The organism is Micropruina sp., assembly GCF_047602085.1.
Classification (GTDB): Bacteria; Actinomycetota; Actinomycetes; order Propionibacteriales; family Propionibacteriaceae; genus Micropruina.
Map to the genome: position 1 here is coordinate 1,084,531 of NZ_JASGID010000002.1, position 26,041 is coordinate 1,110,571.

The 26,041-nt window shown below is 68.5% G+C and carries 21 protein-coding genes and 1 riboswitch; of the genes, 10 read left to right on the forward strand and 11 right to left on the reverse strand.

Annotated elements, in window-relative coordinates; all coding sequences use genetic code 11:
• Nucleotides 1-266 precede the first annotated feature (266 nt).
• Complete coding sequence (locus QM721_RS05695) at nucleotides 267-1,055, reverse strand: alpha/beta fold hydrolase (RefSeq protein WP_415119843.1); 789 nt, start codon at nucleotides 1,053-1,055, stop codon at nucleotides 267-269.
• Nucleotides 1,056-1,105: 50 nt separating this feature from the next.
• Between QM721_RS05695 and QM721_RS05700 the strand changes: the two genes are divergently transcribed.
• Nucleotides 1,106-2,416 (forward strand): peptide synthetase, encoded by a 1,311-nt coding sequence (locus QM721_RS05700; protein ID WP_415119845.1) that lies wholly within the window; start codon nucleotides 1,106-1,108, stop codon nucleotides 2,414-2,416.
• A 168-nt stretch (nucleotides 2,417-2,584) separates the two neighbouring features.
• Here the strand turns inward: QM721_RS05700 and QM721_RS05705 are convergent, their stop codons facing one another.
• A complete protein-coding gene (locus QM721_RS05705; protein WP_415119847.1) occupies nucleotides 2,585-3,943 on the reverse strand; it encodes a DUF2252 domain-containing protein in 1,359 nt (452 codons plus the stop codon).
• 582 nt (nucleotides 3,944-4,525) lie between these two features.
• Here QM721_RS05705 and QM721_RS05710 point away from each other — a divergent pair.
• Both QM721_RS05710 and QM721_RS05715 read left to right on the forward strand, forming a co-directional pair.
• The gene (locus QM721_RS05710; RefSeq protein ID WP_415117914.1) at nucleotides 4,526-4,816 is read left to right on the forward strand and encodes a helix-turn-helix domain-containing protein; all 291 of its coding nucleotides are present in this window, start codon (nucleotides 4,526-4,528) and stop codon (nucleotides 4,814-4,816) included.
• Between the two features lie 41 nt (nucleotides 4,817-4,857).
• On the forward strand, nucleotides 4,858-5,487 hold the full coding sequence (locus tag QM721_RS05715; protein ID WP_415117916.1) for an IS630 family transposase: 630 nt from the start codon (nucleotides 4,858-4,860) through the stop codon (nucleotides 5,485-5,487).
• A 492-nt stretch (nucleotides 5,488-5,979) separates the two neighbouring features.
• Here the strand turns inward: QM721_RS05715 and QM721_RS05720 are convergent, their stop codons facing one another.
• Nucleotides 5,980-6,183 carry a cold-shock protein gene (locus QM721_RS05720; RefSeq protein WP_415119849.1) on the reverse strand — a complete coding sequence of 68 codons (204 nt, stop codon included), beginning with the start codon at nucleotides 6,181-6,183 and terminating at the stop codon, nucleotides 5,980-5,982.
• A 386-nt stretch (nucleotides 6,184-6,569) separates the two neighbouring features.
• On the opposite strand from QM721_RS05720, the gene QM721_RS05725 reads away from it, so the two are divergent.
• Nucleotides 6,570-8,054, forward strand: coding sequence for a DEAD/DEAH box helicase (locus QM721_RS05725; protein ID WP_415119851.1), 1,485 nt, complete (start codon nucleotides 6,570-6,572; stop codon nucleotides 8,052-8,054).
• A gap of 319 nt (nucleotides 8,055-8,373) precedes the next feature.
• Here QM721_RS05725 and QM721_RS05730 read toward each other — a convergent pair whose 3' ends face one another.
• On the reverse strand, nucleotides 8,374-9,813 hold the full coding sequence (locus tag QM721_RS05730) for a phosphatase PAP2 family protein (RefSeq protein WP_415119853.1): 1,440 nt from the start codon (nucleotides 9,811-9,813) through the stop codon (nucleotides 8,374-8,376).
• Nucleotides 9,814-9,980: 167 nt separating this feature from the next.
• Here QM721_RS05730 and hutH point away from each other — a divergent pair, with 167 nt between their 5' ends.
• On the forward strand, nucleotides 9,981-11,537 hold the full coding sequence (hutH, locus tag QM721_RS05735; protein WP_415119855.1) for a histidine ammonia-lyase: 1,557 nt from the start codon (nucleotides 9,981-9,983) through the stop codon (nucleotides 11,535-11,537).
• A 280-nt stretch (nucleotides 11,538-11,817) separates the two neighbouring features.
• Here the strand turns inward: hutH and QM721_RS05740 are convergent, their stop codons facing one another.
• Nucleotides 11,818-12,591 carry an IclR family transcriptional regulator gene (locus QM721_RS05740; protein ID WP_415119857.1) on the reverse strand — a complete coding sequence of 258 codons (774 nt, stop codon included), beginning with the start codon at nucleotides 12,589-12,591 and terminating at the stop codon, nucleotides 11,818-11,820.
• 541 nt (nucleotides 12,592-13,132) lie between these two features.
• Here QM721_RS05740 and QM721_RS05745 point away from each other — a divergent pair.
• From QM721_RS05745 to hutI, 4 genes are all read left to right on the forward strand, one after another.
• Nucleotides 13,133-13,543, forward strand: coding sequence for a hypothetical protein (locus QM721_RS05745; RefSeq protein ID WP_415119859.1), 411 nt, complete (start codon nucleotides 13,133-13,135; stop codon nucleotides 13,541-13,543).
• A complete protein-coding gene (locus QM721_RS05750; protein WP_415119861.1) occupies nucleotides 13,540-14,079 on the forward strand; it encodes an OmpA family protein in 540 nt (179 codons plus the stop codon). Before QM721_RS05745 ends, QM721_RS05750 begins: the two co-directional genes overlap by 4 nt.
• A gap of 156 nt (nucleotides 14,080-14,235) precedes the next feature.
• Nucleotides 14,236-15,939, forward strand: coding sequence for a urocanate hydratase (gene hutU / locus QM721_RS05755; protein ID WP_415119863.1), 1,704 nt, complete (start codon nucleotides 14,236-14,238; stop codon nucleotides 15,937-15,939).
• A 4-nt stretch (nucleotides 15,940-15,943) separates the two neighbouring features.
• Complete coding sequence (hutI, locus tag QM721_RS05760) at nucleotides 15,944-17,179, forward strand: imidazolonepropionase (RefSeq protein WP_415119865.1); 1,236 nt, start codon at nucleotides 15,944-15,946, stop codon at nucleotides 17,177-17,179.
• Between the two features lie 323 nt (nucleotides 17,180-17,502).
• Here hutI and QM721_RS05765 read toward each other — a convergent pair whose 3' ends face one another.
• The 6 genes from QM721_RS05765 to QM721_RS05790 all read right to left on the reverse strand — a co-directional run bounded on the left by QM721_RS05765 (nucleotide 17,503) and on the right by QM721_RS05790 (nucleotide 24,786).
• Nucleotides 17,503-19,215 carry a biotin/lipoyl-binding protein gene (locus tag QM721_RS05765; protein ID WP_415119867.1) on the reverse strand — a complete coding sequence of 571 codons (1,713 nt, stop codon included), beginning with the start codon at nucleotides 19,213-19,215 and terminating at the stop codon, nucleotides 17,503-17,505.
• Between the two features lie 3 nt (nucleotides 19,216-19,218).
• The gene (locus QM721_RS05770; protein WP_415119869.1) at nucleotides 19,219-20,448 is read right to left on the reverse strand and encodes an ABC transporter permease; all 1,230 of its coding nucleotides are present in this window, start codon (nucleotides 20,446-20,448) and stop codon (nucleotides 19,219-19,221) included.
• Nucleotide 20,449: 1 nt separating this feature from the next.
• Nucleotides 20,450-21,148 carry an ABC transporter ATP-binding protein gene (locus QM721_RS05775; RefSeq protein ID WP_415119871.1) on the reverse strand — a complete coding sequence of 233 codons (699 nt, stop codon included), beginning with the start codon at nucleotides 21,146-21,148 and terminating at the stop codon, nucleotides 20,450-20,452.
• Complete coding sequence (locus QM721_RS05780; protein WP_415119873.1) at nucleotides 21,145-22,386, reverse strand: efflux RND transporter periplasmic adaptor subunit; 1,242 nt, start codon at nucleotides 22,384-22,386, stop codon at nucleotides 21,145-21,147. The genes QM721_RS05775 and QM721_RS05780 overlap by 4 nt, the downstream gene beginning before the upstream one ends.
• Nucleotides 22,387-22,625: 239 nt before the next feature.
• Nucleotides 22,626-23,267: an HAD family hydrolase gene (locus QM721_RS05785; RefSeq protein WP_415119876.1), complete on the reverse strand. Its 642-nt coding sequence runs from the start codon at nucleotides 23,265-23,267 to the stop codon at nucleotides 22,626-22,628.
• A 305-nt stretch (nucleotides 23,268-23,572) separates the two neighbouring features.
• A protein-coding gene (locus QM721_RS05790; protein ID WP_415119878.1) for an IS3 family transposase occupies nucleotides 23,573-24,786 on the reverse strand; the annotation gives its coding sequence in 2 pieces (ribosomal slippage) (nucleotides 23,573-24,511 and nucleotides 24,514-24,786; 1,212 coding nt in all).
• A gap of 255 nt (nucleotides 24,787-25,041) precedes the next feature.
• Nucleotides 25,042-25,171, forward strand: a riboswitch (FMN riboswitch).
• Nucleotides 25,172-25,252: 81 nt separating this feature from the next.
• On the opposite strand from QM721_RS05790, the gene QM721_RS05795 reads away from it, so the two are divergent.
• Complete coding sequence (locus QM721_RS05795; protein ID WP_415119880.1) at nucleotides 25,253-26,017, forward strand: ABC transporter permease; 765 nt, start codon at nucleotides 25,253-25,255, stop codon at nucleotides 26,015-26,017.
• The last annotated feature ends 24 nt before the right edge of the window (nucleotides 26,018-26,041 follow it).

Genomic DNA, 26,041 nt, shown 5'->3' on the forward strand with positions numbered 1-26,041 from the left:
GGTCTCGACTGGCTCGACCAGCGAAATTCAGCGCAGTGCTGATGAATGCGTCCACCGTTGGTTGAGCTTGTCGAAACCCCTTGCCGCAGCGGCATGTCGAAGGTCTCGACAAGCTCGACCAGCGAAATTCAGCGCAGTGCTGATGAATGCGTCCACCGTTGGTTGAGCTTGTCGAAACCCCTTGCCGCAGCGGCATCCCGAAGGTCTCGACTGGCTCGACCAGCGAAATTCAGCGCTTCCTGAACCGCCGAGAACCGTCCCCGATCTCAGGGGCGGCTCTCTACCGACGACACGTGGTCGGCGAACAGTGCCGGCCAGGCCATGATGCCGTAAGGCGTTCGAGCGATCACTCGGCGGCTGTCGGGCATGGTCTGGTGCAATGCCTCGGCGGTGCGCAGGGGGTGGGCGGGGTCGTCAGCCCAGGCCAGGATCAAGGTGGGTGCGGTGATCTGAGCGACGGTGAGCAGCGGTGGCAGGTTCGAATCGGCGGCACCGCGCAGCACGCTCGGCAACAGGCATTCGGTGACGCTCGGCTTCGCCAGCGGCACATCGGCCAATACGGGTGGTTCGGGGGTGTTGTTGCCCAACTCCAGGAACGCCTCGATGCCGCCCTGGGAAACCAGGTCGGCGTTGTGCCGGTAGGCCTCCGACTTCGCCTTTCGCGTCTCCCAGGCGGTCGGCGGGGTGACCAGGGTGAGGCTGGCGAACCGATCCGGCACGCGCACCGCGGCATGCAGCAGGGTGCCGCAACCCATCGACGTGCCGATACCGTGCACCGGACGGTCGGGCGACAGCACGTCGAGCAGGGCCAGCAGATCACTGGCCAACGCTTGCCAGGTGTACGAGTGTGGATCGAGATCTCCGGAGGAGAACCCGTGCCCCCGCGCGTCGTAGCGAACGATGCGATGCCCGCGCAGCGCCCGTCCCAGATCAAGGCCCAGGGCCGTGTCGCGCGCTCGGCAGGAGGTCAGCCCGTGCAGTTGCACCACCACCGGCCCCTTGCCGCCGGTCACCTCGTAGTCGATCACGGCATTCCCCAGATCAAGGAAGGGCATACCCGCCTCCGTAACCGAATCGTCGTGTGCGGCTCCTAGGCTACGGCGCTATGCGGCTGACCAACGTCACGCGGATGGCCCTGCCCCCGGGCCGGTTGATGAGCTATGGGTTGACCGCCACCGTGACCGCCACCGGCGAACAGTTGCCGATCTCGTTCGATCAACGCCGGCACGTCGGCCAGGGCCAGCGCCCGGCGTCGTGGATGGCGGTTGCCGCTCGGCTGCCGCGCTGGGTGCGGCCGGACGATCTGTCGGCCGCCTGGTGGGCCGTGGTTGCACGGCACGGCACGCTCGCCACGGCCTTCGGCGCCGCCGACGATGGCACTCTCGGGCTGCACCGCGTGGCTCTCGAACCAGGGTGCTGGAACGAACTGCCGGTGCCCTCCGGCCAAGACCCACGCCAGGTGCTGCGGGCGCTGTTCGACCAGGCCTGCGCGCCCTTCCAGCAACCGTCGCATCGGCTCGTCCTGTTGACCCCGCACCCTGGCCACCCCGACCGTCGCCCCATGGTGATTCTCGGCGCAGACCACGCGCACGTCGACATGTGGTCGTTCCTGGTGTTGCTGCGCGACCTGGTCACCTGTCTGGACGACCGCCGCGCCGGCCGGCCGCTCGGGGCCGGGCTCGAAGCCGTGGCCGAGTTCGCCGAACACACCGCCGCGCTCGAAGCGCGTCCACCCGCCCCGGTAGAGGTGCAGCGGCGCTGGGCGGCCCTGCTGGCCGCCGGCGGGGGAGCGATGCCCACTTTTCCGCTGCCACTCGGTTCGCGCGATTTCTGCGGCGAGAGCCTGATCGAGGTGCGCGATGTTCTCGACGCCGCGTCGGCGGTGGCCTTCGCCAGTCGAGCCGCCGAGCTGGGCGTGCGCACCATAGGGCTGGCGATGTCGGTATTGACCAGGGCCACCCGCGAACTGGCCGGAGCGCCACTGCGTGCGCTGTTCCCGGTGCACAGCCGCGACGAGCCACGGTGGCGTGACTCGGTCGGCTGGTTCATCACCAACTCGGTGCTCGAGTGCACCGACCCCGACCCGGCGGCGTGCACCGCCGCCGTCCGAGAAGCGATCCGGCTGGGGTCGTACCCGCTGGCGCCGATCTTCGCTCCCTATGGCGGCATGCCGACCCGCCCTGGCCTGTTCGCGTTGTCGTGGCTCGACACTCGTCGGCTGCCGCCGGTTCCAGATGACGCGGACGTGCAGTACGTCTCGGCAGGCGTGCACGACGACGGCGTGATGATCTGGTTCATCGTCAATGACGCCGGGCTGCACCTGCGGGCCCGCTACCCGAACACGCCCGAGGCCATGCGACAGGTGCCGCGCTGGCTGGACGCGGTCGAGCTGGGATTGCGCGCGATCGTGAACTGACCGCGCGCTGATTTTCCCTGGTCGAGCGTGTCGCGACCTCGAATATGGCGCTGTGGCAAGGGGTTTCGGCAAACCTGACCAGCGGTGGCCGGCATTGGCCAGCGCCGCCGTGATGGGCGGTCGGCACGTCTCGACAAGGCCCGGCCGGCGGCCGGGATCGCCCCGGGCTCAGACGTCCGTCTGGGCCTCGATGCGTCCGGAGCGGATCGCCTCGACCAGCACCGCGTGGTCTCGCTCGTTCTGGGCCGCGTAGGCCATCGCGAAATCGGCGAAAGCCCGGTCGGTCGTGGCGCTCTTGCCGAGATACCCGGCGATCAGGCCCGGCTCACAGCTCTGGGCGTGCGCGCGGGCCAGCACAGCCCCGCACAGCCGGGCGTAGCCCCAGAGCATGTCGTAGCTGAACCGATCGAGGTCGAAGCTGCCCTTCATGTCGCGGAACTGGCGCACGTAGAAGTGATGCCCTTCAGCTTCGGCCCAGCCCAGGAAGGGATCGCTCACCACCTGCATGATCCTTTGCCCGGTCACCACTCGCTCGCCCTGGTTGGCGAACTCACTGGGCTGGGCATAGGGGGCCAGCACTGAGCTGGTGGCCTCTTTGATCTGCAGAATCAGCGGGTCGTCGGTTGCATCGACCACCAGGCTGATGAAGCATCGGGTGCCGACGCTGCCGACGCCGACCACGCGCAGGGCATAGTCGACCGGACGGTAGCGGCTGAGCAACATCCGCATCTTCAGCGGTAGCGAATCGAGGTACAGCTCCGGCACCCGGGCGGCGTCGCTGGGCAACTGGTCGCTGGCCAGCCGCTGCATTACTGGTGGCTGGTCGATCAGGTGGGTCTCGCCGTGAATCTGCTTGGTCAGTTTGGCGGCGGCGGTGCCTGCGGTGCGGCTACGCGCCTTGCGAGCCACCCGCTCGAGTTCTTGTGCCCGTGCCTTGCGCTGGGCCTTGTCAGTGCTGGTGGCCTTCACTCGCTGATCGATGTAGTCGACGGTGATCACGTAGTCGAAAATCTCGCGTGCACTGAGCGTGCTGAATCGCCGGATGGCGGCGCGATAGCCGTTCGCAGCCGTCAAAGCGACCTCGTGGGCTTCGGCCTCGGAGTGACCGCGATGCAGCGCCGCGATGGCAGCCGACGCGACGAGGCGCTCGACGTCCCATTCCCAGGGGGCAGGCAGGGTCTCGTCGAAGTCGTTGAGATCAAAAACCAGCGCCCGCTCGGGCGAGGCGTAGAGGCCGAAGTTGGACAGGTGTGCGTCACCGCAGGCCTGCACCGTGATACCCGAGGTCGGGGTGGGGGCCAGGTCGTGCGCCATCAGCGCGGCAGCTCCCCGGTAGAAGGTGAACGGCGAGGCCGACATGCGTCCCCAGCGCAACGGCACCAGCGACTGCAGCCGGTTGGCGTTCTGCGCTCCGAGAATCTCCAACGGGTCGCGATCGGTCGCGAAGCCACTGCCCAAGCTCCCGCGTGGGGTGGTCGAGCGACGGTGCTGGCCCTCGATCACGAGTTGCGCCAAGGTCTGGGTCATCTGCCCTCCGTTCTCCTGTTCAGCATGGTACGCCGAGTCTTCACTGACAGGCCTGTCGTCGTCACAGGTCCGCGCGCTGAGAGATTCCGCCGGTGGGCGAAGGCTGCTGGTCGTCGCCCCCGCACGCACCTGCACTCTTAGTCGACCTTCTCACTCGACCTTCTCACTCGACGTGGCTGCGCCACGTCTTCGCTCGTCGGCGGCACTCTGGCACGCTTTGGAACGACGCCCAACTCGACAGCCCCACCTGCGGGATCTCTACGGAAGCGCTGATTCTTCGTTGGTCGAGCTTGTCGAGACCTCGAACGGAGTGCTCTCACTAGTGGAGTGTCGCTCCTAATGGTTTGGTAATGGGTGGGATTGGCTTGTCCTGATTGATGCTTGATCGGGAGGAGTCGTATCGTGCCCAGGCTGAAGGATCATGTCGTCGCGTTGACGGCTGAGGATCGTGTGAAGTTGACGAGGGTCGTGTCGCGGGGGACGCATCCGGCGCGGATGATTGCGCGGGCGAGGGTTCTGCTTGAGCTGGATGAGAACGCGAGGGTCGTGCCGGGTCGGCGGGTTGTCGCGGAGCGTGTCGGGGTGTCCGAGCAGACGGTGTATTTGATCGCGAAGCGGTTCGTCGAGTCCGGTGGGGATGCCGATGAGGTGATTCGCCGTCGCAAACGGGTCACGCCGCCGGTGCCACCGAAGGTGACCGGGGATGTCGAGGCGCGGGTGATCGCGCTGGCGTGCACGAGACCGCCGGAGGGGTTCGACCGGTGGTCGTTGCGGCTGCTGGAGAAACACGTGGCCCTTACCGACGGGCTGCCGCCTCTGGATCACTCCACGATTGGGCGGGCCCTGAAAAAGGGGGGCTTCGTCCTCACTTAAAGAAGTGCTGGACGATCCCGCCGAAAGCCAACGCCGAGTTCGTGGCGCGGATGGAGGATGTTCTGGAGGTCTACCACCGGCCCTTCGACCCGGCAGTGCCGGTGGTGTGCATGGACGAGAAGCCGTACCAGCTGCTCGGCCACGCTCGTGACCCGATCCCGGCGCGCCCCGGCCACGATCTCAAAGAGGACTCGGAGTACGTCCGTCACGGCACCTGCTCGATCTTCGTCTGGGTCGAGCCGCTCGCCGGACACCGCCACGTCGACGCGAAGCCGCGGCGGACCCGGATCGACTGGGCCGCGGGCGTGGACCGGCTACTGACCATGGACTACCCCGACGCCAAACGCGTCGTCCTCGTCATGGACAACCTCAACACCCATACCCTCGGCTCGCTCTACGAGGCGTTCGAGCCCGCGAAGGCCCGCGCTCTCGCCGAACGGCTCGAGATCCACTACACACCCAAGCACGGCTCCTGGCTCAACATCGCCGAGATCGAGCTGTCCGCCCTCAGCCGGCAATGCCTCACCCGCCGCATCGACGACCTCGACGTCCTCAACGCCGAACTCGCCGCCTGGCAGAAAGCGACCAACGACGACCAACGGCAAGTCGACTGGCAGTTCACGACAAACGACGCCCGCATCAAACTCCGACACCTATACCCAAATATTTAGACACGACACACTACTAGGGTTTTCGACAAGCTCAACCAGCGGTAGCCGCATTGATCAGCGTTTTCCACAATGGTCGATTGCGGTAAGACATCGCCCGGACGTCGTGTGACCAGCGATTCGGATCCATGGGGGTCGGGTCGCTGGGGGAAAGCCCTTGCTGCGGGTCGGGTCGTGGGGGTGGCGAAAGCCCAGCACGAGGGGGCTTCGGTGGGCTGGTGCGGAGCACCTGATCGCCGTTGGCGCGATTCGCGTCTCGTGAACCGGTTGGGAACCGTCGCTTGAACCGTTGGGAACCGTCCCTTGAACCGTTGGGAACCGTCCCTTGAACCGTTGGGAACCGTCCCCTGAACCGTTTGGGAACCGTCCCCTGAACCGGACGACGAACGCCCCGGGCCGTGGTCGGCCCGGGGCGATCGATTGCTTGAGACAGCGGACGAGCGGCGCCGCCCGGTGTCGCGCCGGTTGCTCCGCGTCACGGAGCGTCGTGGTGGCTCAGAGAGCGCGGATGTTGGTGGCCTGGAGGCCCTTCTGCCCGCGCTGGGTCTCGAACTCGACCTGCTGACCCTCGAAGAGGTCGCGGCGGCCGGTGCCGATGATGGCCGTGAAGTGCGCAAAGACGTCGGCCGAGCCGTCGTCGGGGGCGATGAAGCCGAAGCCCTTCTCGGAGTTGAACCATTTGACAGTGCCAGTGGCCATGTCGTTATTCCTTCGTGTTTCTTGGGCCGCGCAACGCGGCCATACCTACCTCTGCGGCGGCGCCGGAGAGGAATCCATGGGTTGGAATGGGTCCGCCGTGCATGCCCGGATCGCCGCCCAATGCGATGGCGGCGATGGTGCGAATGGCGATGCTGATGAGACTGCTTTCGGGGGACCTTCGTGCACCAAATGGTGCGACGAATCACTCTACCAGCACACAGCGGTTACGGCGATTCTTCGCCGCGCGGCAAGGCGTGCGACAATGGCCGCAGGGCGCGCACCTTGCCGCCCGGCATCGCACCACCGTTCGCACCGCGCCGGCCCTGGGGCCGCAGATCGCCAGCGAACCTGGACCGTGGTGAACTCGATCTTTCGAAAGCAGTTTCTTGTCCGCTTTGACCTCCGAGGCGACCTTCGCCTCTCTCGGCGTACCTGCCGAACTTGTCGCCGTGCTGCATGCCCGTGGCATTGATCAGCCCTTCCCGATTCAGTCTGCCACTCTGCCCGACACCCTCGCCGGGCGTGACGTGCTCGGCCGCGGACGCACCGGCTCGGGCAAGACCTTGGCCTTCGCCCTGCCCGTGGTGGCCCGGCTGGCGCGACTGGCGCCGTCCAGTGGCACGATCGCCGCCCGGACCCGTCCCGGCGCCCCGCGGGCGCTGGTCTTGGCCCCCACCCGCGAGTTGGCCAATCAGATTTTGGCCACGCTGCAGCCCCTGGCCCAGGCGGTGGGGTTGCGCTGCATGACCATCTTCGGCGGCGTCGCCCAGGCTCGGCAGGTGGCCGAGTTGCGCCGCGGTGCCGACATTGTGGTGGCCACCCCGGGACGGCTCGAAGACTTGATCGGCCAGGGCCACGTGAGCCTCGACGCGGTGGCCATCACCGTGCTCGACGAGGCCGATCACATGGCCGATCTCGGCTTTCTGCCCGCCGTAACCCGGATTCTCGCCGGCACTCCGGCCAAGGGGCAGCGCTTGCTGTTCTCGGCGACCCTCGACCGCGGCATCGACCAGCTAGCCAATCGTTTTCTGCACCGTCCGCTGCAGCACAGCGTCGACGCCGAGACCTCGCCGGTGGCCTCGCTCACCCACCACGTCTTTCTGCTGCCCGACGCGGGCGAGAAGCGGGCGGTGGTCCGGCAACTCGCCGGTGGCCAAGGCCGGCGTCTGCTGTTCATGCGCACCAAGCACCAGGCGCGCAAGCTGGCCCGCGAGCTCACGGCAGACGGCATTCCGGCCGTCGAGCTGCACGGCAACCTGTCGCAAAACGCCCGCGAGCGTGGTCTGCAGGCGTTCAGCGATGGCCGGATTCAGGTGATGGTGGCCACCGATATCGCCGCTCGGGGCATTCACGTCGACGATGTCGACCTGGTGGTGCATGTCGACCCGCCGGCCGAACACAAGGCTTACCTGCACCGTTCCGGGCGCACCGCCCGGGCCGGCAACGACGGTGACGTGATCACGCTGGTGTTGCCCGAGCAGCGCCGGGACTTCTCTGCGCTGGCCCGCGCCGCCAAGATCAGTGTGCAGCCGCAGCCGGTGAGCGCCGGCGCCCCAGCGGTGCGTGCCCTGGCCGGCGAGCCGGCCCGGCGGGTCGAGCTGGCGGACGCGCCGAGTGCCGCGGCCCGTAAGGGCGAGAGTGGCGCAAAGCCGGCCAAGGGCAGAGGCGGGGGCCACCCGTCGGCAGCCAACAGTGCCCGCCGCCAGGGTGCCCGGGGCTCGGGCCAGGCCCGAGCCGGCCATGGCGCCGGCGGCCCGGCCGGCCGGTCGTCCTCGGCCAGCTCGCAGGCCGGTTCTGCGGTCGAAATGTCGCGGCAGGGCAACCGGTCACGACGCCATTCCGGGCGTCGGACGAACCGCGCATCTGCCTGAGCCCGGGCTCGCCAGCCCGGCTTGACCGGACCAGTCCGGCGAGGTGCCCTGACCATGAGGGAAGCGTCGATCAGCGCAACCCTCGCTGGTCGAGCTTGTCGAAAACCCCTAATGAGGGCACTTTACCCGAGGTCTCGACGAGCTCGACCAGCGACGAGTGTGCGCTTTCTGTGTTGAAACTGTGGTGCGGGGGCGGCTTAGCTGCTGGGGTGGCTCAGGTGGGGTCTCGACAGGCTCGACCGGCGGGAAGCGGCAGGTTCTTTGACCAATGCTGGGTTGCGACGAGTTGACCAGCGGGGTCCGTGACGAAGCCGAACCCTCAGTCGTCCAGCACAGTGGCCGGCCCGCCGACGCTGAGCACCTGCACCGTGCCGTCGGTGTGGCGCAGCACCGTGGCCGACATCGCCGCGGCCAGGTTGAGCCGCTGCCACGAGCCGTCCGCGAGCCCCAGCAGTTGCAGCATGGTGGTGTCGAGCGGATGCCCTGAGCCGATCGAGGTCTGCGCCAGCACGGCGCGCCGCTGGGCCGCGTTCAGCCCGGGGTAGGTGGTGCGCAACAGGTTCTCGGCCCCCGTTGGTGCCGACGCCCCGAACCCAGTCGGGGTGGTCGGCGTGAACCCGTAGCTCAACCGCTCGGTGTAGGCGATCAGGGCGGTGGTGCGATCGGTGACGATCTGGCTGGTCATCAGCGGTGGGGCGGCACCTCCGTACGGGTCGTCGGCGTAGGGCTGGTCGGCCGCGATGCAGGCCGCCAGGGCGTCGCCACAGGCCGACTCCAGATAGCTCACCAGTTCTTTGCGCGCGGGTGTCAGCACCTGGGCGCGGAACTTCGGGTCTGACCAGCGGGCGGCGATCGCGGCTTCACCGGCCACGCGTCCACCGATCACATCCAGGGCGTAATGGACGCCGAGCACCACACGGTTGTTGGCCGCCTCTGACACCCGGGCCAGAATCGACGGCGCCAGTTCGGGCAGCAACGTGGCCAGCGTGATGCCGGCCGAATAGGCGGCGGTGGTATGGCCGCTGGGGAATGATCCGCCCAGGCAGATACCTGACCGGCCGTAGCCAGCATCGAGCCGCACGTCTGAGGTCGCGAACCGGCGGGTGGTGTCGACGGTGGGAGCGACCCGGGTGATGCGCAGGTTGCCCGCCGCGGTGGCCCACGGCTGCCCCTTGCGTAACGCCGCCAGCGCGGAACCGTTGACCCGGCTCGGCGCGCAGGCCGCCTCGTCGCCGCTCACCGGGGACGCCCGCCCGCTGACCGGCAGGTAGGGGCGCGGGTAGCCGAAGGCTAGCTTGGCCTCGCCGGTGTCGAGGTAGTGGCCCGCCGATCCGGTGCTGGTGTTGAGCAGCGCGGCGGTGAGCGGCAGCCGTCCGGTGATGCGGCCGGTCGCGTACAGGGCACCGAGCCGTTGGCCCAGACCGTCCGCGATCGTGATCGACTGGTCGTAGCCGGAGCCGTCGCCACCGAGGTACTCGGCGTTCTGCAGGGCGCGGAACTGCTGCTGGCGGGTGGCGTGCTGGTTGATCCAACTCGTCACACGGTCGTTCCACTGCAATTGCTCGGTAGCGCGTACCGTGCCGGCGAAACCGCCCTCGGGTGCCCAGAGGGTGCGAAAGCCAACCAGCAGCCTGGTGAGTTTCGGCTTGGCCTCGTCGCTGGGGTAGCGCACCGTCCGTGCCTCGGCCGGCCCCGACGGCACCAGCAGCACGGTGGCAAGCACCAGGGCCGACAACGCCCGTAGTAGCTGCCGTGTCATCGCACCTCCTGCTCCGGTGTTCTGCTCCGCTGCCACAGTAGTGCGCGCACGGAGGCGCGGTCTGCACCCGCACACGAGTGTTAGATGCTCGGATCCGAGACGATCTGCGGTGGGGGGTGGTGACGCCTCGGGGCGAGGGGCCAGCGTGGGACCGAAAGGAGTGTGCGATGGCCAGCGGTGTGGTTGAGCTCGACGTGGTGCAGGTGGGCATGGGTCCGGTCAGCCGGGACGAGGTGGTGGCAGTGGCCCGTCATGACGCGCGGGTGGCACTGGCCCCCGACGCGCTCGCCGCTCTGGCTGCCACTCGCGCCCGGATCGAGGCGCTCGCGGTGGCGGATCGTCCGGTGTACGGGGTGTCCACCGGTTTCGGCGCGCTCGCCACCCGGCACATTCCCCTGGAGCGCCGGGCCGACCTGCAGCGCAGCCTGATTCGGTCGCACGCCGCCGGCACCGGGCCCGAGGTCGAGCGCGAGGTCGTCCGGGCGATGATGCTGCTACGGCTCTCCACCCTGGCCACCGGACGAACCGGGGTGCGTCCGGTGGTGGCCGAAACGTACGCCGCCGTGCTGAATGCCGGCATCACCCCGATCGTGCACGAGTACGGCTCGCTGGGCTGCTCGGGCGATCTGGCGCCGCTGGCTCACTGTGCCCTGGCCATGATGGGCGAGGGCTACGTGCGTGACGCGAGCGGCGAGCACCGTCCGTCGGCCGCTGCCTTGCGCGACGCGGGCATCGTGCCGGTGACCTTCGCCGAGAAAGAGGGGCTGGCGCTGATCAACGGCACCGACGGCATGCTCGGCCAACTGGTGCTGGCCGCGCACGACCTGGCCCGGCTGCTGACCACGGCCGACATCGCTGCGGCAATGAGTGTCGAGGCGCTGCTCGGCACCCCGCGGGTGTTCGCGCCCGACCTGCAGGCGTTGCGTCCCCAGCCCGGCCAGGCGGCCGGTGCGCGAGTGATCGCCGCGATGCTGGACGGCTCTGAGGTCACCGCATCGCATGCCGTTGACGACTGCCCGATCGTGCAGGACGCCTACTCGCTGCGCTGTGCGCCGCAGGTCAGCGGTGCCGCCCGCGACACCTTGGCGCATTGCAGCTGGGTGGCCGACAACGAACTGGCCGCGGCGATCGACAACCCGGTGGTGACCCTGGATGGCCGGGTGGAGTCCAACGGCAACTTTCATGGCGCCCCGGTTGCCTACGCGCTCGACTTTCTGGCCATTCCGGTGGCCGACGTGGCGTCGATGAGCGAGCGGCGCAGCGATCGGTTGCTCGACGTGCGGCGCAGCCACGGGCTGCCGCCGTTTTTGGCCGGCGACCCGGGCGTCGACTCAGGGCACATGATTCTGCAGTACGCCCAGGCGGGCATCGTGGCCGAGTTGAAGCGACTGGCGGTGCCGGCCTCGGTGGACTCCATTCCCTCCTCGGCCATGCAGGAGGATCACGTCTCGATGGGCTGGCACGCCGCCCGCAAGCTGCGTCGCGGCCTGGACGGCCTGGCCCGGGTGCTGGCCGGCGAGGCGCTGAGCGCCGCACGGGCGCTCGACCTGCGGGAGCAGCGTCCGGCTCCCGCGACGGCCGCGGTGCGCGACCGGATTCGTCAGGTGGTCGAGGGCATCGGCGCCGACCGGTTTCTGGCCCCCGAACTCGAAGCGGTGGTCGAACTGGTGCGCGCGGGCGCCCTGATCGAGGCGGCGCAGGCCGTCACCGGCCCGCTGGAGTGAGCAGGGCCTCCGCGCCCGAGTGTGAAAAGTTCGCACTCGTGGGCGTGGAGTTGCGTCGATCAGCCTCAGCAAAGTGATCTAGGTCAGCACTGGTGCGAAGATTTCACACTCACGCCCGGGCTTTCCTGGTGCGGCGCTTGGCCCGACGCCGGGCCCGCACTCTTCGCCGGGCGCGCGGGAGCCGGACGCGCGGGAGCCGGGCCCGCGGGAGCCAGGCGCACATCTTCGCCGGGCGTGCGGGAGCCAGGCCCGCGGGAGCCAGGCCCGCGGGGGAGCCGGCTCACCGCAGGCGCCGGGTGATCTCCTGTGCCCCCGACACCAGGCGACCGACCAGCTCCGAGGGCTCACGCACGGCCACCCGGGAGCGCCAGGTACAACTGATCGCCGCCACCGGCTGGCCGTGCAGGTCGAAAACCGGCGCCGCGGCCGAACGAAGCCCGGCAGCGATCAACTCCACTTCTTCGGACCACCCCTGCGCCTTCTCGAGCGCCAGAGCGGTCTGCAGTTCACCCAGTGAGCGCGGCCCGCGGCCGGTGCGTGAGATGAAGTCGCCCGGACGGCTGTACAGCGCCCGCAACTGCTCGGTGGGCAGTTGGGCCAGTATCGCGCGACCGTTTGCAGTCAGGTGGGCCGGCAGCAGCACGCCGACCGCGGTCACCAGCGGAGGCTCGAGCTCGCTCTGCTTGGGTGGGTACTCCTTCAGCAGGTACAGGGTGCTGGCGCCGCGCAGAATGCCTAGGTGCACGGTGATTCCGGCCGCGGCCGCCACTGTGCGCAACACCGGACGGGCCAGTCGTTCGAGCTGGTCGTGCATTGTGAACGCCGACGCCAACTGGTAGGCCGCCGCACCCAGCGCGTACCCCTTGGCCTCGGGCACGTACACGGTGAATCCGCGCCCGGTCAGCACGGCGAGGATGTGGTAGACCGACGACCGCGGCAAGGCCAGGTCGCGCGCCATGGTCGAGGCGGACACGGTGCCGGTGCGCTCGGCGAGGTAGCTGAGAATGTCGAGGGCGCGGCCTACCGCCGGTGAGGTGCTCGATTCGGTGGCCACGGGACCATCCTGCCCGAGCCCGCGCCAATCTCCGATGACTGGGCCGACGCTGAACCGAGGGCCGCTCAGGGAGAAGCTGAATTCCGCTGGTCGAGCGTGTCGAAACCTCAAGCGGAGTGCTTTGACTAGGGGTTTCGACAGGCTCAACCAGCGGTAGGCGCATTGATCGGCGCATCCTTAGCGGTGGTCCACCGACGGGCGGCGAAGCGAGCGGCATCGCAGGGATGCAATGGCGAGCCGGTTGCGCGAAGGGGTACCGGGTCGTACGGCGAGCGTGCCCGGGGCAGCCAGTGCGTCTGGCTGGAGTCGCGGAGTAGCCGTAGATGGGTGGATTGAGGCTATGGTCTGCGCCATGATTTCGACCCGCATCGCCATGAGCGCTGTCGCCGTCCTGATTCCGCTGCTCGCCGGTTGCACCATTGGTGGTGGCACTTAACCCTCGGCAACTCAGACGTCCGTCGAGCCCCCCACATCGGCTTCGGTCGAGGCCTCCTCGCCGGCTTCTGTCGAGGCGTCCTCGGCGGCGCAGGCCGGTGTGGATGTGACCAACATTCCCGCGCCGATCGCTTCCGCTACCGTGGCGGCGAGTGTCGAGGGTGACCCGGACGCCAAGCTGACGATCAACCTGCATCAACTGCGCCGCAGCGGCAAGGTGATGATCGCCACCTTCTCGTTCCAGGTGACTTCGACCCAGGACGAGCCGAGCTCACTGTTCGATTACCTGGATAGCCTCTTGTGGCAGCCCTACGTGGTCGACACCGCGAACCTCAAGCGCCATGACGTCCTCACCGGGGGCGGGTCGCGCGCGCTGACCAGCCATTTGTCCAAATTCGCTCCAGGGCAGACCCTGTACGCCTACGCCATGTTCGCCGCGCCGCCGGAGGCCGTCACCACCGTGAACGTCCAGATGCTCGACGGTGCGCCGACCGCGACGAACGTACCGATCACATGAGGTCACGGGCGATCGCGGTGGCCGGGGCCGCGACGGCCGTCCTGCTGCTGACCGGGTTCGGGCCTCCGGATCCGAACGGTTTCAGCGACGCCGAGTTGGCCACGAGCGTGTCGCCGCTGACCCTGAACGTGGACGCCTTCGCCACCAATGTCACCGACGCGGCGGAACGAACGCGAGACGGCAGCGACGAGTTGGTCACGCTGAGCTCGGACGTCCTTTTCGCCTTCGGCAAGGCGACGCTGAGTGAGCCCGCCCAGGCGAAGATCCGCTCGCTCGTCGATGATGTGCCCAAGAACTCCCGGCTGTCGGTGACGGGTCACACCGACTCGGTCGGCTCCACGTCGTCCAACCGGAAGCTGTCGGTCGCGCGGGCGAAGGCGGCCGCGGCCGTGATCCGCGCGCAGCGCCCCGATCTGACGTTGACCGTGGCGGGCTACGGCGAATCGCGTCCGGTGGCGCCGAACACCTCGGGCGGCAAGGACAACCCCGAGGGGCGGGCCAAGAACCGCCGTGTGGAGTTGCGTTACCGAGGCTGAGGGCCTGAGTACGCCGCAAGCGGAAACAGGTGGGCACTCAGGGCAACTGGACTCAGGTCTCGACCATTCCACTGTGTCTCGGATTTCAGACTAGGGATTGGCGGTGGGTGCGGAGCATCGCGCGCGGGCAGATGCTGAAGGGGAGAGGAGAATCCCATGACCATCACCGCCGATCAGTTGCCCACCACCGCCGACGTGCCGGGGCCGCGTCCGGTTCGCGCCCCCCGAGGCCTGGAGTTACACGCCAAGGGCTGGCAGCAGGAGGCCGCGCTGCGCATGCTGATGAACAACCTCGACCCCGAGAACGCCGAACACCCCGACGACCTGGTGGTCTACGGCGGCACCGGACGCGCCGCCCGTTCATGGGCGGCGTTCGACGCGATCGTGCGCACGCTGGAGACGCTGGCCGACGACGAGACCCTGCTGGTGCAGTCCGGCAAGCCGGTGGGGGTGTTCCGCACCCACGAGTGGTCGCCGCGGGTGCTGATCGCCAACAGCAACCTGGTGGGTGACTGGGCCAACTGGGAGCACTTCCGTGAGCTCGAGGCCGCCGGCCTGATGATGTACGGCCAGATGACCGCCGGCTCGTGGATCTACATCGGCAGCCAGGGCATTCTGCAGGGCACCTACGAGACCTTCGGCGCGGTCGCCCGCAAGCGCTTCGGCGGCACCCTGGCCGGCACCATCACGCTGACCGCCGGGCTGGGCGGCATGGGCGGCGCGCAGCCCCTCGCCGTCACCATGAACGACGGTGTCGCGATCTGCCTCGACTGCGATTCCAGCCGCATCGACCGGCGCATCGAACACCGCTACCTCGACGTCAGGGCGTCCGATCTGGACGACGCGATCACCCAGGCCAACCAGGCCAAGGGCGAGCGGCGTCCGCTCTCGATCGGGCTGCTCGGCAACGCTGCCGACCTCGTGCCCGCCCTGCTGCGCCGGCATATCGCCGGTGATATCACGATCGACGTTGTGACCGACCAGACCTCCGCGCACGACCCGCTGGCCTACCTGCCGCTGGGTTACGAGTTCGCCGAGATGAAGGATCGCGCCTCGGCCGACCCGGAGACCTTCACCCGCGATGCACAAGCGGCGATGGCCGCCCATGTGGCCGCCATGGTCGGTTTTCAAGACGCCGGCGCCGAGGTCTTCGACTACGGCAACTCGATCCGCGACGAGGCCCGCAAGGGCGGCTTCGACCGAGCCTTCGCGTTCCCCGGCTTCGTGCCGGCCTACATCCGTCCGCTGTTCGAGGAGGGCCTCGGCCCGTTCCGCTGGGCGGCGCTGTCCGGCGACCCCGAGGACATCCGTAAGACCGACGCCGCGATCGTGGAGCTCTTCGGTGAGAACGAGCACCTGAAGCGCTGGATCACCATGGCGCAGGAAAAGGTGTCCTTCCAGGGGCTGCCGGCCCGGATTTGCTGGCTCGGCTACGGCGAACGGCATCGCGCCGGCCTCAAGTTCAACGAAATGGTCGCTGCCGGCGAGATCGGCCCGATCGCCATCGGACGCGACCACCTTGACTCCGGCTCGGTCGCCTCGCCCTACCGGGAGACCGAGGCCATGCTGGACGGCACGGACGCAGTGGCCGACTGGCCACTGCTGAACGCCCTGGTCAACACGGCATCCGGGGCGTCCTGGGTGTCGATCCACCACGGCGGCGGGGTCGGGATGGGCCGCTCCATCCACGCCGGACAGGTGTGCGTCGCTGACGGCACCGAGCTGGCCGCGCAGAAGCTGGAGCGGGTGCTGACCAACGACCCGGGGATGGGCGTGATCAGGCACGTCGACGCCGGCTACTCCCATGCCGCGGACGTGGCCCGCGAGCGCGGCGTCCGGATTCCGATGCTGGAGGGCTGAGCTGGTGAGCCTGCTGATCGACAACATCGGGTCGTTGGTCACCAACGATCCTGACTGGGGCGGGCTGTTGGGGCTGATTCCCGATGCCGCCGTGGTGATCGACGAAGAGCACTCGGGTGCGGGCACGGCCGCTGGCACCGGATCCCGCTCTGTGCCGTCGGGTTCCGGCCGGGTGGCTTGGGTCGGTCCTCGCGCCGACGCCCCGGACGCCGATCGGCGGATCGATGCCGGCGGCTGCGCGGTGCTGCCCGGCTTCGTGGAGAGCCACAGCCACCTGGTGTTCGCCGGTGAGCGGGCGGAGGAGTTCGCAGCCCGGATGGCGGGGCAGAAATACGCAGCGGGTGGTATTCGCAGCACGCTGGCCGCCACCCGGGCCGCAACGGAGGCCGACCTGGCCCGCAACGTGGACCGGCTGCTGGGGGAGTACCTGGCGCAGGGCACCACCACGGTCGAGGTCAAGTCCGGATATGGCCAAAGCGTCGCCGATGAGCGCCGAAGCCTGGACGTCGCCCGTAGCCGGACTCCATTCACCACTCTGCTTGCCGCGCACGTGACGCCACCGGAGTTCGCCGGCCGGGCCGACGACTACGTGGCGATGGTGATCGACGAGATGGTCCCTGCCTGCGCGCCGCTGGCGTCCTGGATCGACGTGTTCTGCGAGCAAGGTGCCTTCGACGAAGACCAATCAAGGGCGGTGCTGACCGCCGGCCGGCGGGCCGGTCTCGGCGTCCGGGTGCATGGCAACCAATTGCATCAGGGCCCCGGCATCCAGCTGGCCGTCGAATTGGGGGCGGCATCGGTGGATCACGTCTGTCATACCGACGACGCCGACATCGAAGCACTGGCGGCCTCGTCCACGGTGGCGACGCTGCTGCCGGCGGCCGACTTCTCCACCCGCAACAAGTACCCGAACGCCCGGCGGCTCTGGGACGCCGGGGTCACTGTGGCCCTCGGTGCCGACTGCAATCCGGGGACGTCCTACACCACGTCCATGCCGTTCGTGATCGCGTTGGCGGTGCGCGACCTGCGCCTGACTCCGGACGAGGCGGTCTGGGCAGCCACCGCCGGCGGTGCCCGGGCGCTGCAGCGCGACGACATCGGGGTGCTGCGGCCGGGTTCGTCCGCCGACCTGGTGCTGCTGGCCGCCCCGAGCCATCTGCATCTGGCCTACCGCCCGGGCGTTCCCCTGGTGCACGCGGTGCTCAAGAACGGAACCCAGGTGGCGGGAAGCCCGCACTGATTGTCGTTGGTCGAGCGTGTCGAGACCTCGGTGGTGGTGGTGTTCGTCGTTTGCCGGGCGGGTTCGGGTCTCCGCTGTGGGGAAGTTCCGATTGTCGTTGGTCGAGCTTGTCGAGACCTCGGTAATGCTGTTGCGGTCAGGGGTTTCGATCAGCTCAGCCAGCGCTGGACTGGCAGCCAAGTCGACGCGGCTCGAAGGTGCCGGGGTGCGACAACCTCAGCAGCCGGAATGTCTGCGATCGCTGGAACGGCACCGGCTGCGGTGAAACCGCCGACGGGGTCGGCGCCGAAAATCGGCGCCGACCCCGTCGTCTTGCCTTGGCGTCAGCGGCTGGCTGTGGCCGTGGGCTGGGTCGTCGGCTGCGTGGTGCTCGCACCCCCGGGCTGGGCCGCGGGGCTCGCCGAGGCCGAGGCCGAGGAGCTACTGGTCGAGCGCCGGTTGGTGCTGTTGGTGGGCAACTCGGCGGTGTTGTCGGCCAGCACCACCGTCTGGCCGGCGCTGATGCCCTGCCTGATCTCGACCCAACCGCCACCGACGGCGCCCGTGCTGACCGCCACCGACGTCGCGGTCGACGCACCTGACTCCAGCACGCTCACGGTGGCGGTACCCGTTCCGGTCGGGGTGACCGCCGAAGCCGGTACCCGCACCACGTTGGTGGCCGAGGCCACCGGGATCGCGATCGACGCCTTGGCGCCCGTGGTCAGCAGTTCGTCCGGGTCGGAGGCGGTGACGACAGTGGTGTAGGTCGGGGTGTCGCCCGCTGTGCCGCTGGTCTCTACCGCACTGATCGACGTGATCGTGCCGTCCAGCGTCGTGGTCGAGCCGGCCGGAGCGACCGTCACCTGCAGGCCGTTCTTGAGCAGGGTACGGGTGGCCAGCGGAAGCTCGAAGCTCGCCTGGGCGTTGCCGCTGCCCACGATGGTGATCGACCCCGAACTCGACGAAGAGCCCTTGGTCAACTCGACCGTGCCGACAGTGCCCGAGATCGGGGCGATCAGCTCGGCGTTCTCGAGATCGTCCTGGGCGCTCTGCAGCTCTTGCTCGGCCTCCAGGAGGGCGGCCTTGGCCGAGGCCACCTGGGACGCGCTGACGGTCGTCGTGCTGCTGGAGGAACTGGAACTCGACGAGCTTGACTTCGACGAGCTTGACTTCGACGAGCTTGAGCTCGCCTTGCTGCTCGAGCCGCTGCCGCTGGTGCTGGTCAGCGTCCCCACCAGGGTCTGAAGATTCGTCGTGGCCAGGTTCACCTCGGCCCGGGCCTCGCCGCAGGCCTTCAGTTCGGCCTCGGTGGGGTCGTTGGACTCGATGACGTCGGCCTGGTCGGTCACCGTGGCCTCGGCCGTGGCGGTCGCCGTGGCCTCGGCTGTGGCGGTTTCGGTGGCCTCGGCTGTGGCGGTTTCGGTCGGTTCGGCGGTGGCGGTGGCGGTCGCGGTGGCCGTGGGAGTTACCTCGGGTACCGCTCCGAAAACCGGCTCGCACGCGGTTTGTTCGGCCGCTACAGCGGTGGTGAGCGCCGTGGTCGCAGCGAGCAGCGTCGTGGGGTCGATGGTCACAGTCGTGCCCGAACTCGAACCCGACGACTTCGAACCCGACGACTTCGAACCCGACGACCCCGAGCTGGACGACCCCGAACTCGACGACTTCGAGCTGGACGAACTGCTGCTCGAGGGGTGCCGCGCCGAGTACAGCGTCGCCTTGGCCTCGGCCACGGAGGTCTCGGCGTCGAGCACCGCCAGTTGCAGCGGACCCTTCTTGAGCACCGCCAGCACGTCCCCGGCCTCGACCGAGTCGCCGACCGCGACCTTCACGCTGCTCACGGTGCCACTTACGGCGAACGAGGCCTCAGAGGTGTTGGTGCGCGCGATCGTGCCCGTCGTGGTGTAGGTCTGCGTGACGTCACCGGTGCCGGCGGTCGCGGTGACGTACCGAGACTGGGACGAAGGAGTTGCTACCGCGACCCCGATGCCCACCCCCGCCACCACGGCCAGGGAGGCGCCGGCGATGATCACCGCGCGCAGGCGTCGATTGATGGCCATGTCTTACTCACTCCTCAATGCGTCGATCGGGGCCAGCTTGGCGGCTCGCGACGCGGGGTATACGCCCGCAGTCAGGCCGATGCCGAGCGACACCACCAGTGCGAGCAGCGTGGCCGGTATCGAGATGGCGACGGTGATGCCGATGATCGGGGTCAGAATCGCGGCGCCACCGATACCGATGGCGATGCCGAGCAGGCCGCCCAGCGTACCGAGAATGCCGGCTTCGACCAGGAACTGCTGCCGGATCGTGCCGGGCGTCGCGCCCAGCGCCTTGCGCAGGCCGATCTCGCGCACTCGTTCGCTCACCGACACCAGCATGATGTTCATCACGCCGATGCCACCGACCAGCAGCGAGATGCCGGCGATGCCGCCCAGCAGCAGGGTGAGGACTCCGGTGATCGAGGTGGCAGTCTCGACCAGCGAGGCCTGGGTGCTCACCGAGAAGTCGGCATCGTCGGAGGTGACACCGTGCGAGGCGAGCAGTGCGGTCTTCACCTGCTGGTAGGCCGCCGACAAGCTGTCGGCATCCCGCCCCGAGAGGTAGATCGACGAGATGCTGTTGGCGTTCGACGAGGTCGACAGCCGCGCAGCGAACGTGGTGAGCGGCACGATGACGGTGTCGTCGTCGTTGCTGGTGCCCGACGACCCCTGCTCGTTGAGCACCCCGATCACGGTGAACGACGAGCCATTGATGGTCATCGTCTGGCCGACCGGCGAACCGTCGCTGAACAGCTCGGTGGCCGTCTCGGAGCCGATCACCGCCACGTTCTGGGCGCTGTCGAGTTCCTCACTGGTGAAGTAGCGACCGGTGGCCACCTCACGTGCCCGCACCGTGAGCCAGTCGGTGTTGGTGCCGACCACGGTCGAGGTCCAGGTGGTGCTCGACGACTGCAGCGAGCCCGAGGTCGTCGAAACCGGTGCGACCGCGGCGATGTCGGGGGCGACGGTCGCGTCGGCCAGCATGGTGGCGTCCGTCGTGGTGAGCGTCGACACCGCCCCGCCGCCGCCCCGGAAGCCGCCGGACGACGTTGACTGGGTGGGCGTCACCACAATCAGGTTCGAGCCCAGCGAGTTGATCTGTGAGGTGATCGAAGCCGAAGCGCCCTGACCCAGTCCGACGGTGAGCATCACCGCGGCGATGCCGATCAGAATGCCCAGCATCGTGAGCAGCGACCGCATTCGGCGGGCATTCAGCGCCGAGATGGCGGTGCTGATCGTTTCCTTCCACTCCATGTCAGCGCACGCCCCCCAGCACGGCATCGGTGGCGTTCAGCAGGCCGTCGCGAATGAACACCCTCCGTTTGGCATGCTCGGCCACCTCCAGCTCGTGGGTGATCATCACGATGGTGCGACCAGCCTCGTTGAGTTCGGCGAACAGGTCGAGGATCTCGTCGGTGGAGTGCGAGTCGAGGTTGCCAGTGGGCTCGTCGGCCAGCAGCAGAGCCGGGTCGGTGACCAGCGCCCGGGCCACCGACACGCGCTGCTGCTGGCCGCCCGACAGTTCGCCCGGCCGGTGCTGCACGCGCGCGGCGAGCCCCACCTTGTCGAGGGCCGCCAGCGCACGTTCCCGGCGCTGCTCGGTCGGTACCCCGGCATAGACCAGCGGCAGTTCCACGTTGCGCAGGGCGGTCAGGCTGGGCAGCAGGTTGAACTGCTGAAAGACGAACCCGATCTTGCGGTTGCGCACCTCGGCGAGCTGCTTCTCAGACATCTCGCTGACGTCGGTGCCATCGAGCAGGTAGCTGCCGGACGTCGGCACGTCGAGGCAGCCGATGATGTGCATCAACGTCGACTTGCCAGAGCCGGAGGGGCCCATGATGGCGAGGTAGTCGCCCTGGCCGACGCTCAGGTCGACTCCGCGCAGCGCCTCGACCTGCACCACACCGGTGGAGTAGGTCTTGCGGACGTCGGTCATCTGCAGCATGGCGGTCATCGCGACGGCCCGTTTCCGCCGCCGCCGCCACCGCCGCCGCCGCCGCCGCCACCACCGCCACCGCCGCCGAGACCGCCGCCGCCGAGACCGCCACCGCCGAGACCGCCGAAGCCGCCGCCCTCCTCGCTGGAGCTGCTTGTGCTGGTGCCACTGGCCCGGGTGACGGTGACCTGCACGCTGTCACCCTCGGAGAGTCCGTCGGTGATCTGGGTGGCGTCGCCGAACACCTTGCCCACCGTGACCTCGACCGTGCTGGTCGTGGTGCCGTCCACCTTGGTCACCACGGTCTTGCCGCTCTCGGTGCGAAGGGCCGCCGTGGGCACGGTCAGCACGTTGTCGTAGCTACCGGTGGTGATCACCGCCGTGCCGGTGGTGCCCGAGTAGAGGTCCTTGTGGGTGCCCGACAGGTTGATCACGACCGGGAAGGTCGCGGCGCCGTCGCTGGTCGAGGTCGCCACGATGCCGACCGAGGCGACCGTCCCCTTGATCGCCTCGGTGGCACCGGACGGCGTGACCTCGACCGCCTGGCCGGCTTTCAGGCTGCCCAGGTCGGTGCTGCCGACGGTGCCTTCAAGCTTCCAGGTCGCGGTCGAAATCACGCTGAACTGGGCGGAGCTGCTCGAAGTGGACGAACTCGAACTGCTCGAACTCGAGCTGCTGCTGGAGCTGCTCGAACTGGATGAGCGCGACGACGACGATCCACTGCCGGTGACGCTGTCACCCTCTTCGGCGCTGACCGAGGCCACGGTGCCGGCGATCGGGGAGCGCAGCACCGCATCCGACAGGTCCTGCTTCGCGCTGGCCAGGGCGGCCTTGGCCGACGACACCTGGGCCTTGGCCGACGCGATCGCGGTGTCGCTGCCGTCGTCGTCGACCACCTCGGTGTAGTTGGCCCGTGCGGTGGTCAGGTTGGCTTTGGCCACGTCCACGGCGTCTTGCAGGTCGGTGTCGTCGACCCGGGCCAGCTTCTGGCCCTTGGTCACCTTCTCGCCGGCCTTCACGTAGATCGTGGTGATCGTGCCTGAGACCGCGAAATTCACATCGGACTGCTTGCGCGGGCTCAGCGTGCCGTCGAGGCTGACTGTCTGGGTCTGCGTCCCCACGCTCACCTGCACGGTGCGGGTCGTCGACTGGTTTTGGCCATTGGCTCGCGGACGGGCCAGCATCCAGCCGCCGACGCCTGCCGCCACCAGCACCACGAAGGCGACCGACAGCCACAGCCACCGCTTGCCCGACATGCGAAGACGGTGCCGTTTGGGTGGCACCGTCGCCGTTTCGGTAACGTCCGCGGGCTGATCGTCAGCGACCGCGGTTGGTTTTTTACTTGACATGGGTTTGAGTCTCCTCAGTGATGTACAGCGTCAAGCTAGAAGCCGAACCTGTGTCTTCGCTGTGCCACGCTATGGCCTAGCCTGTGCCGACCGGCGTCATCCAGGTCGGTCTCGACACGCTCGACCAACGAAAAATCGGCGCTTGCCTAGGCCAGCCAGCCCAGCAGTTCGGGGTCGCGCAGGCTGTGCACGAAAGCGTGCGCGTCGGACGGCTCGCTGGCGCCGGACGGGATCATCGCCACCCATAGTCCGGCCGCGCGGGCGGCCGCCGTGCCCGGCCGCGAATCCTCGACGGCGATCGCCTCTGACACCTCGACGCCCAGCAACGCGCAGGCTTGCAGGTACACGTCGGGAGCCGGCTTCGGGTTCGGCACCTGGTCGGCGGACACCACCACCTCGATCAGCGGTGCCAGCCCCGAACCGTGCAGGGCGATGTCGAGCAACTCGCGTGGGGTATTGCTCGCGACGGCAAAGGGCAGTCGACCGCGCAGTCCGGCGAGCAGCTCGGCGGCACCCGGCATCGCCGGCGCGTTGCGGTGCAGCTCGTCCTTCGCCCTTTGGGTCAGGTCGGCGAGCACGTCGGGCTGCGGCTCGTTGAATCGTGCGGCCATGATTGTCGCCGTGTCGGCCACGGCGGTGCCGAGAAAAAGGTCCCGGTCGGTGTCGCCGATCACCAAGCCACGGCTGGTGAACATGGCCGCTTGCGCAAGCTCCCACGCTCTTTCGGTGTCGGCCAGCAGTCCGTCGAAGTCGAACACCACTGCACGGATCGGGTCGGGTCGTTGCACACCGGCAGACTACCGAGCCACGGCACCCAGGTGGACGAACCCCGTTGTGGCGCAGCGCCCTGTTCCGGCGCTGTGATTGGGCGAACTCGTCGCGACCCGGCTCAACCGCAGTTCCTCGGGGGGTGTCCAGGGCGCCGCTGAGTTTTCGTTGGTCGAGCGTGCCGAGACCTCAACGGGAGTGCTTTCACTAGGGGTTTCGACAGGCTCAACCAGCGGTGGTCGGGGAACGCTGATTTTTCGTTGGTCGAGCGTGTCGAGACCTCGAGTTGAGGTTGACCCCAAAATCCGGACAGGTGGTTGTTTGGTCAGGCGGCCTGGAGGGCCGGCTGGTCGGTCTGTCGGGCCAGGTGGTGTTCGTACTGTAGTGGGCTGAGGTAGCCGGTCTTGGAGTGGCGCCGGCGGGCGTTGTAGAACCCGTCGATCCAGGCATAGACGCCGCGGCGGGCCTCGACGATCGTGGCGAACACGTGCCGGTGGTAGTACTCGTTCTTCAGCGTCGACCAGAACGACTCGGCTGCCGCGTTGTCCCAGCACACCCCGGTGCGTCCCATCGAGCGCAGCAGGTCGAGCTGGCCGGCCACCTCGGCGATCTGCTGGCTGGTGTACTGACAGCCCCTATCGGCGTGGAAGATCACCTTCCCGGGCAGCTCACCGCGCAGAGCGACGGCCTGACGCAGCGCGTCCTCGACGAGATCGGCCCGCAGGTGGTCGGCGATGACACGGCCCAGGACCCGGCGGGTGTGGCCGTCACGGACCGCGCACAGGTAGGCCCAGCCCTCACCAGTGGACAGGTAGGTGATATCGGAGAACCAGGCGACATCGCGGTGTCCCTTGTCGAAGTGGCGCTTGACCAGGTCCGGTGCCGGGTCGGGGTTCGGGCCGGGCACCGTGGTCGGCGGATGCCAGGTCCGGGGACTGATCCCGGCTATCTTGGCTTGCCGCATGAGCTTCGCGACCGTCTTGCGCGACACCGTCTCCCCAGCCTCCTGCAAGTCGGCGCGGATCCTCGGCGCCCCATACGTGTGATCGGAAGCCTTGTGGAACTCGACGATCTTGCCGGTCAGCTCGGCCCGCCGCTGCTCGGCGCGAGTCGGGCCGCCGCGACGACGCTTGCACCACTCGTAGTAGCGGCGCCGGTCAACCCCGATCAGCCGGCACATCCGGCTGATCGTGTAGTTCGCCTTCTCCGCGTCGATCACCTCGAAGCACTCCTGCCGGGAGTGTTCTTCGCCGCGAAGAAGGCTGCGGCTTTTCCCAGGAACTCGTTGTCCATCCGCAGTTCGGTGTTCTCGTGCCGCAGCCGTTCCAGCTCGGCCCGCTCCGACACGTCCAACGGCGCCTCCGGCGGCGCACCGATCCGGTCCCGCTCGGCCTGGACCCAACGGCCCAACAGCTGCGCACCCACGTTGATCTCGGCCGCGACCGCCGCGATCGTGCGGCCGGTGTCGATCACCAGATGCGCAGCCTCACGCCGATACTCCGGGGTGTAACTCTTCCGCTTCTTCGAAGTTCCCATCAAGGACATCCTCTCCGGCGGTCTCCGACAAGGGAACCCGCCAAGACGGTGTCCGGGTTACGGGGTCAACCTCAAGTCGGGTGTTTTCGCCGGGGGTTTCGGCGGGCTCAACCGGCGGTGGTCGTGTTGCTCAGGGCTGCCTCGGATTGGCGCGATCGGGTTGCTCGAGAGCGTCACTGGCTCTCGGTATGCACCGCCACCATCTCGGCCCCCCGCCGGCAGCGTTCGGCCCGACTCGGTCGCGGTATCATCGCTTCGATTCGTGCTCCGGGGTCGGTGTAATTCCGAACCGGCGGTAACAGTCCGCGACCCGCCGCAGCAGTGCGGCGGTTGATCCGGTGAAAATCCGGAACCGACGGTGAAAGTCCGGATGGGAGGCAGCACGGGCGGTGGTCGCCGACGGCGTCCCACCGTCGTTCGGCGCATTCTCCTGCGCCGACCCCGGTCGCGAAGCGAACCGGAGGAGACCATGACCACGCTCAGTCCGCAGCGCCGCCGCCTGGTGGCGCCGCTGCTGCTCGGCGTGGTGCTGATCGCCCTCTGGGCGGCGCTGGCCTCCCTGGCCTCGCCTGTGCTGCTGCCCGGCCCCGGTCGTGTCTTCGCCCGGCTCTGGGACGACCTGCACACCGGTGCGTTGTGGCCCTACCTGGGTGTCACGCTGGCCGAGGCGCTGGGCGGCTGCCTGGTCGGCGCGCTGGTGGCGCTGCCGCTGTCGGTGGCGATTCACCGCTCGGTGTGGTTCGGTGACGCCGTGCAGCCCTTCTTGGGGGCCTCCCAGGCCATCCCCGCGATCGCGCTGGCCCCGCTGCTAGTGCTCTGGGTTGGCTACGGACTGACCCCGGTGGTGCTGCTGTGCGCGTTGATCGTGTTCTTTCCGATCCTGGTCTCGGCCGTGGTCGGGCTGCGCATGGTGCCCCGCGACCTGATCGCCGCCGCCAGGCTGGACGGCGCGGGCAACCGCGCGCTGCTGCGGCACGTCGAGGCGCCGCTGGCGTTGCCGTCGTTGCTCGGCGGGCTCAAGAACGGCTTCGCGCTCAGCGTCACCGGTGCCGTGGTGGGCGAGATGGTGATGGGGGGCAGCGGCCTGGGAGCCGTGCTGACCGTGCAGCGTGACGCCGTCGACACCACCGGCATGTTCGCCACCATCGGCTGGCTCTGCCTGATCGCGGCCACCGTCTATTCGTTGATCACCTGGTGGGAGCGCCGCTCCGCCATCGTCCAAGCCCTGACCTGACCTGACCTGACCTGACCTGACCTG

What these genes read in the sequence shown, in the direction of transcription:
- QM721_RS05700 (WP_415119845.1), top strand. Translation starts at nt 1,106, where the DNA reads ATGCGGCTGACCAACGTCACGCGGATGGCCCTGCCCCCGGGCCGGTTG.
- QM721_RS05750 (WP_415119861.1), top strand. Translation starts at nt 13,540, where the DNA reads ATGAGGTCACGGGCGATCGCGGTGGCCGGGGCCGCGACGGCCGTCCTG.
- QM721_RS05780 (WP_415119873.1), bottom strand. Translation starts at nt 22,386, where the DNA reads ATGTCGGGCAAGCGGTGGCTGTGGCTGTCGGTCGCCTTCGTGGTGCTG.
- QM721_RS05795 (WP_415119880.1), top strand. Translation starts at nt 25,253, where the DNA reads ATGACCACGCTCAGTCCGCAGCGCCGCCGCCTGGTGGCGCCGCTGCTG.
- QM721_RS05775 (WP_415119871.1), bottom strand. Translation starts at nt 21,148, where the DNA reads ATGACCGCCATGCTGCAGATGACCGACGTCCGCAAGACCTACTCCACC.
- QM721_RS05770 (WP_415119869.1), bottom strand. Translation starts at nt 20,448, where the DNA reads ATGGAGTGGAAGGAAACGATCAGCACCGCCATCTCGGCGCTGAATGCC.
- QM721_RS05765 (WP_415119867.1), bottom strand. Translation starts at nt 19,215, where the DNA reads ATGGCCATCAATCGACGCCTGCGCGCGGTGATCATCGCCGGCGCCTCC.
- QM721_RS05720 (WP_415119849.1), bottom strand. Translation starts at nt 6,183, where the DNA reads ATGGCCACTGGCACTGTCAAATGGTTCAACTCCGAGAAGGGCTTCGGC.
- QM721_RS05695 (WP_415119843.1), bottom strand. Translation starts at nt 1,055, where the DNA reads ATGCCCTTCCTTGATCTGGGGAATGCCGTGATCGACTACGAGGTGACC.
- hutU (WP_415119863.1), top strand. Translation starts at nt 14,236, where the DNA reads ATGACCATCACCGCCGATCAGTTGCCCACCACCGCCGACGTGCCGGGG.
- QM721_RS05730 (WP_415119853.1), bottom strand. Translation starts at nt 9,813, where the DNA reads ATGACACGGCAGCTACTACGGGCGTTGTCGGCCCTGGTGCTTGCCACC.
- hutH (WP_415119855.1), top strand. Translation starts at nt 9,981, where the DNA reads ATGGCCAGCGGTGTGGTTGAGCTCGACGTGGTGCAGGTGGGCATGGGT.
- QM721_RS05705 (WP_415119847.1), bottom strand. Translation starts at nt 3,943, where the DNA reads ATGACCCAGACCTTGGCGCAACTCGTGATCGAGGGCCAGCACCGTCGC.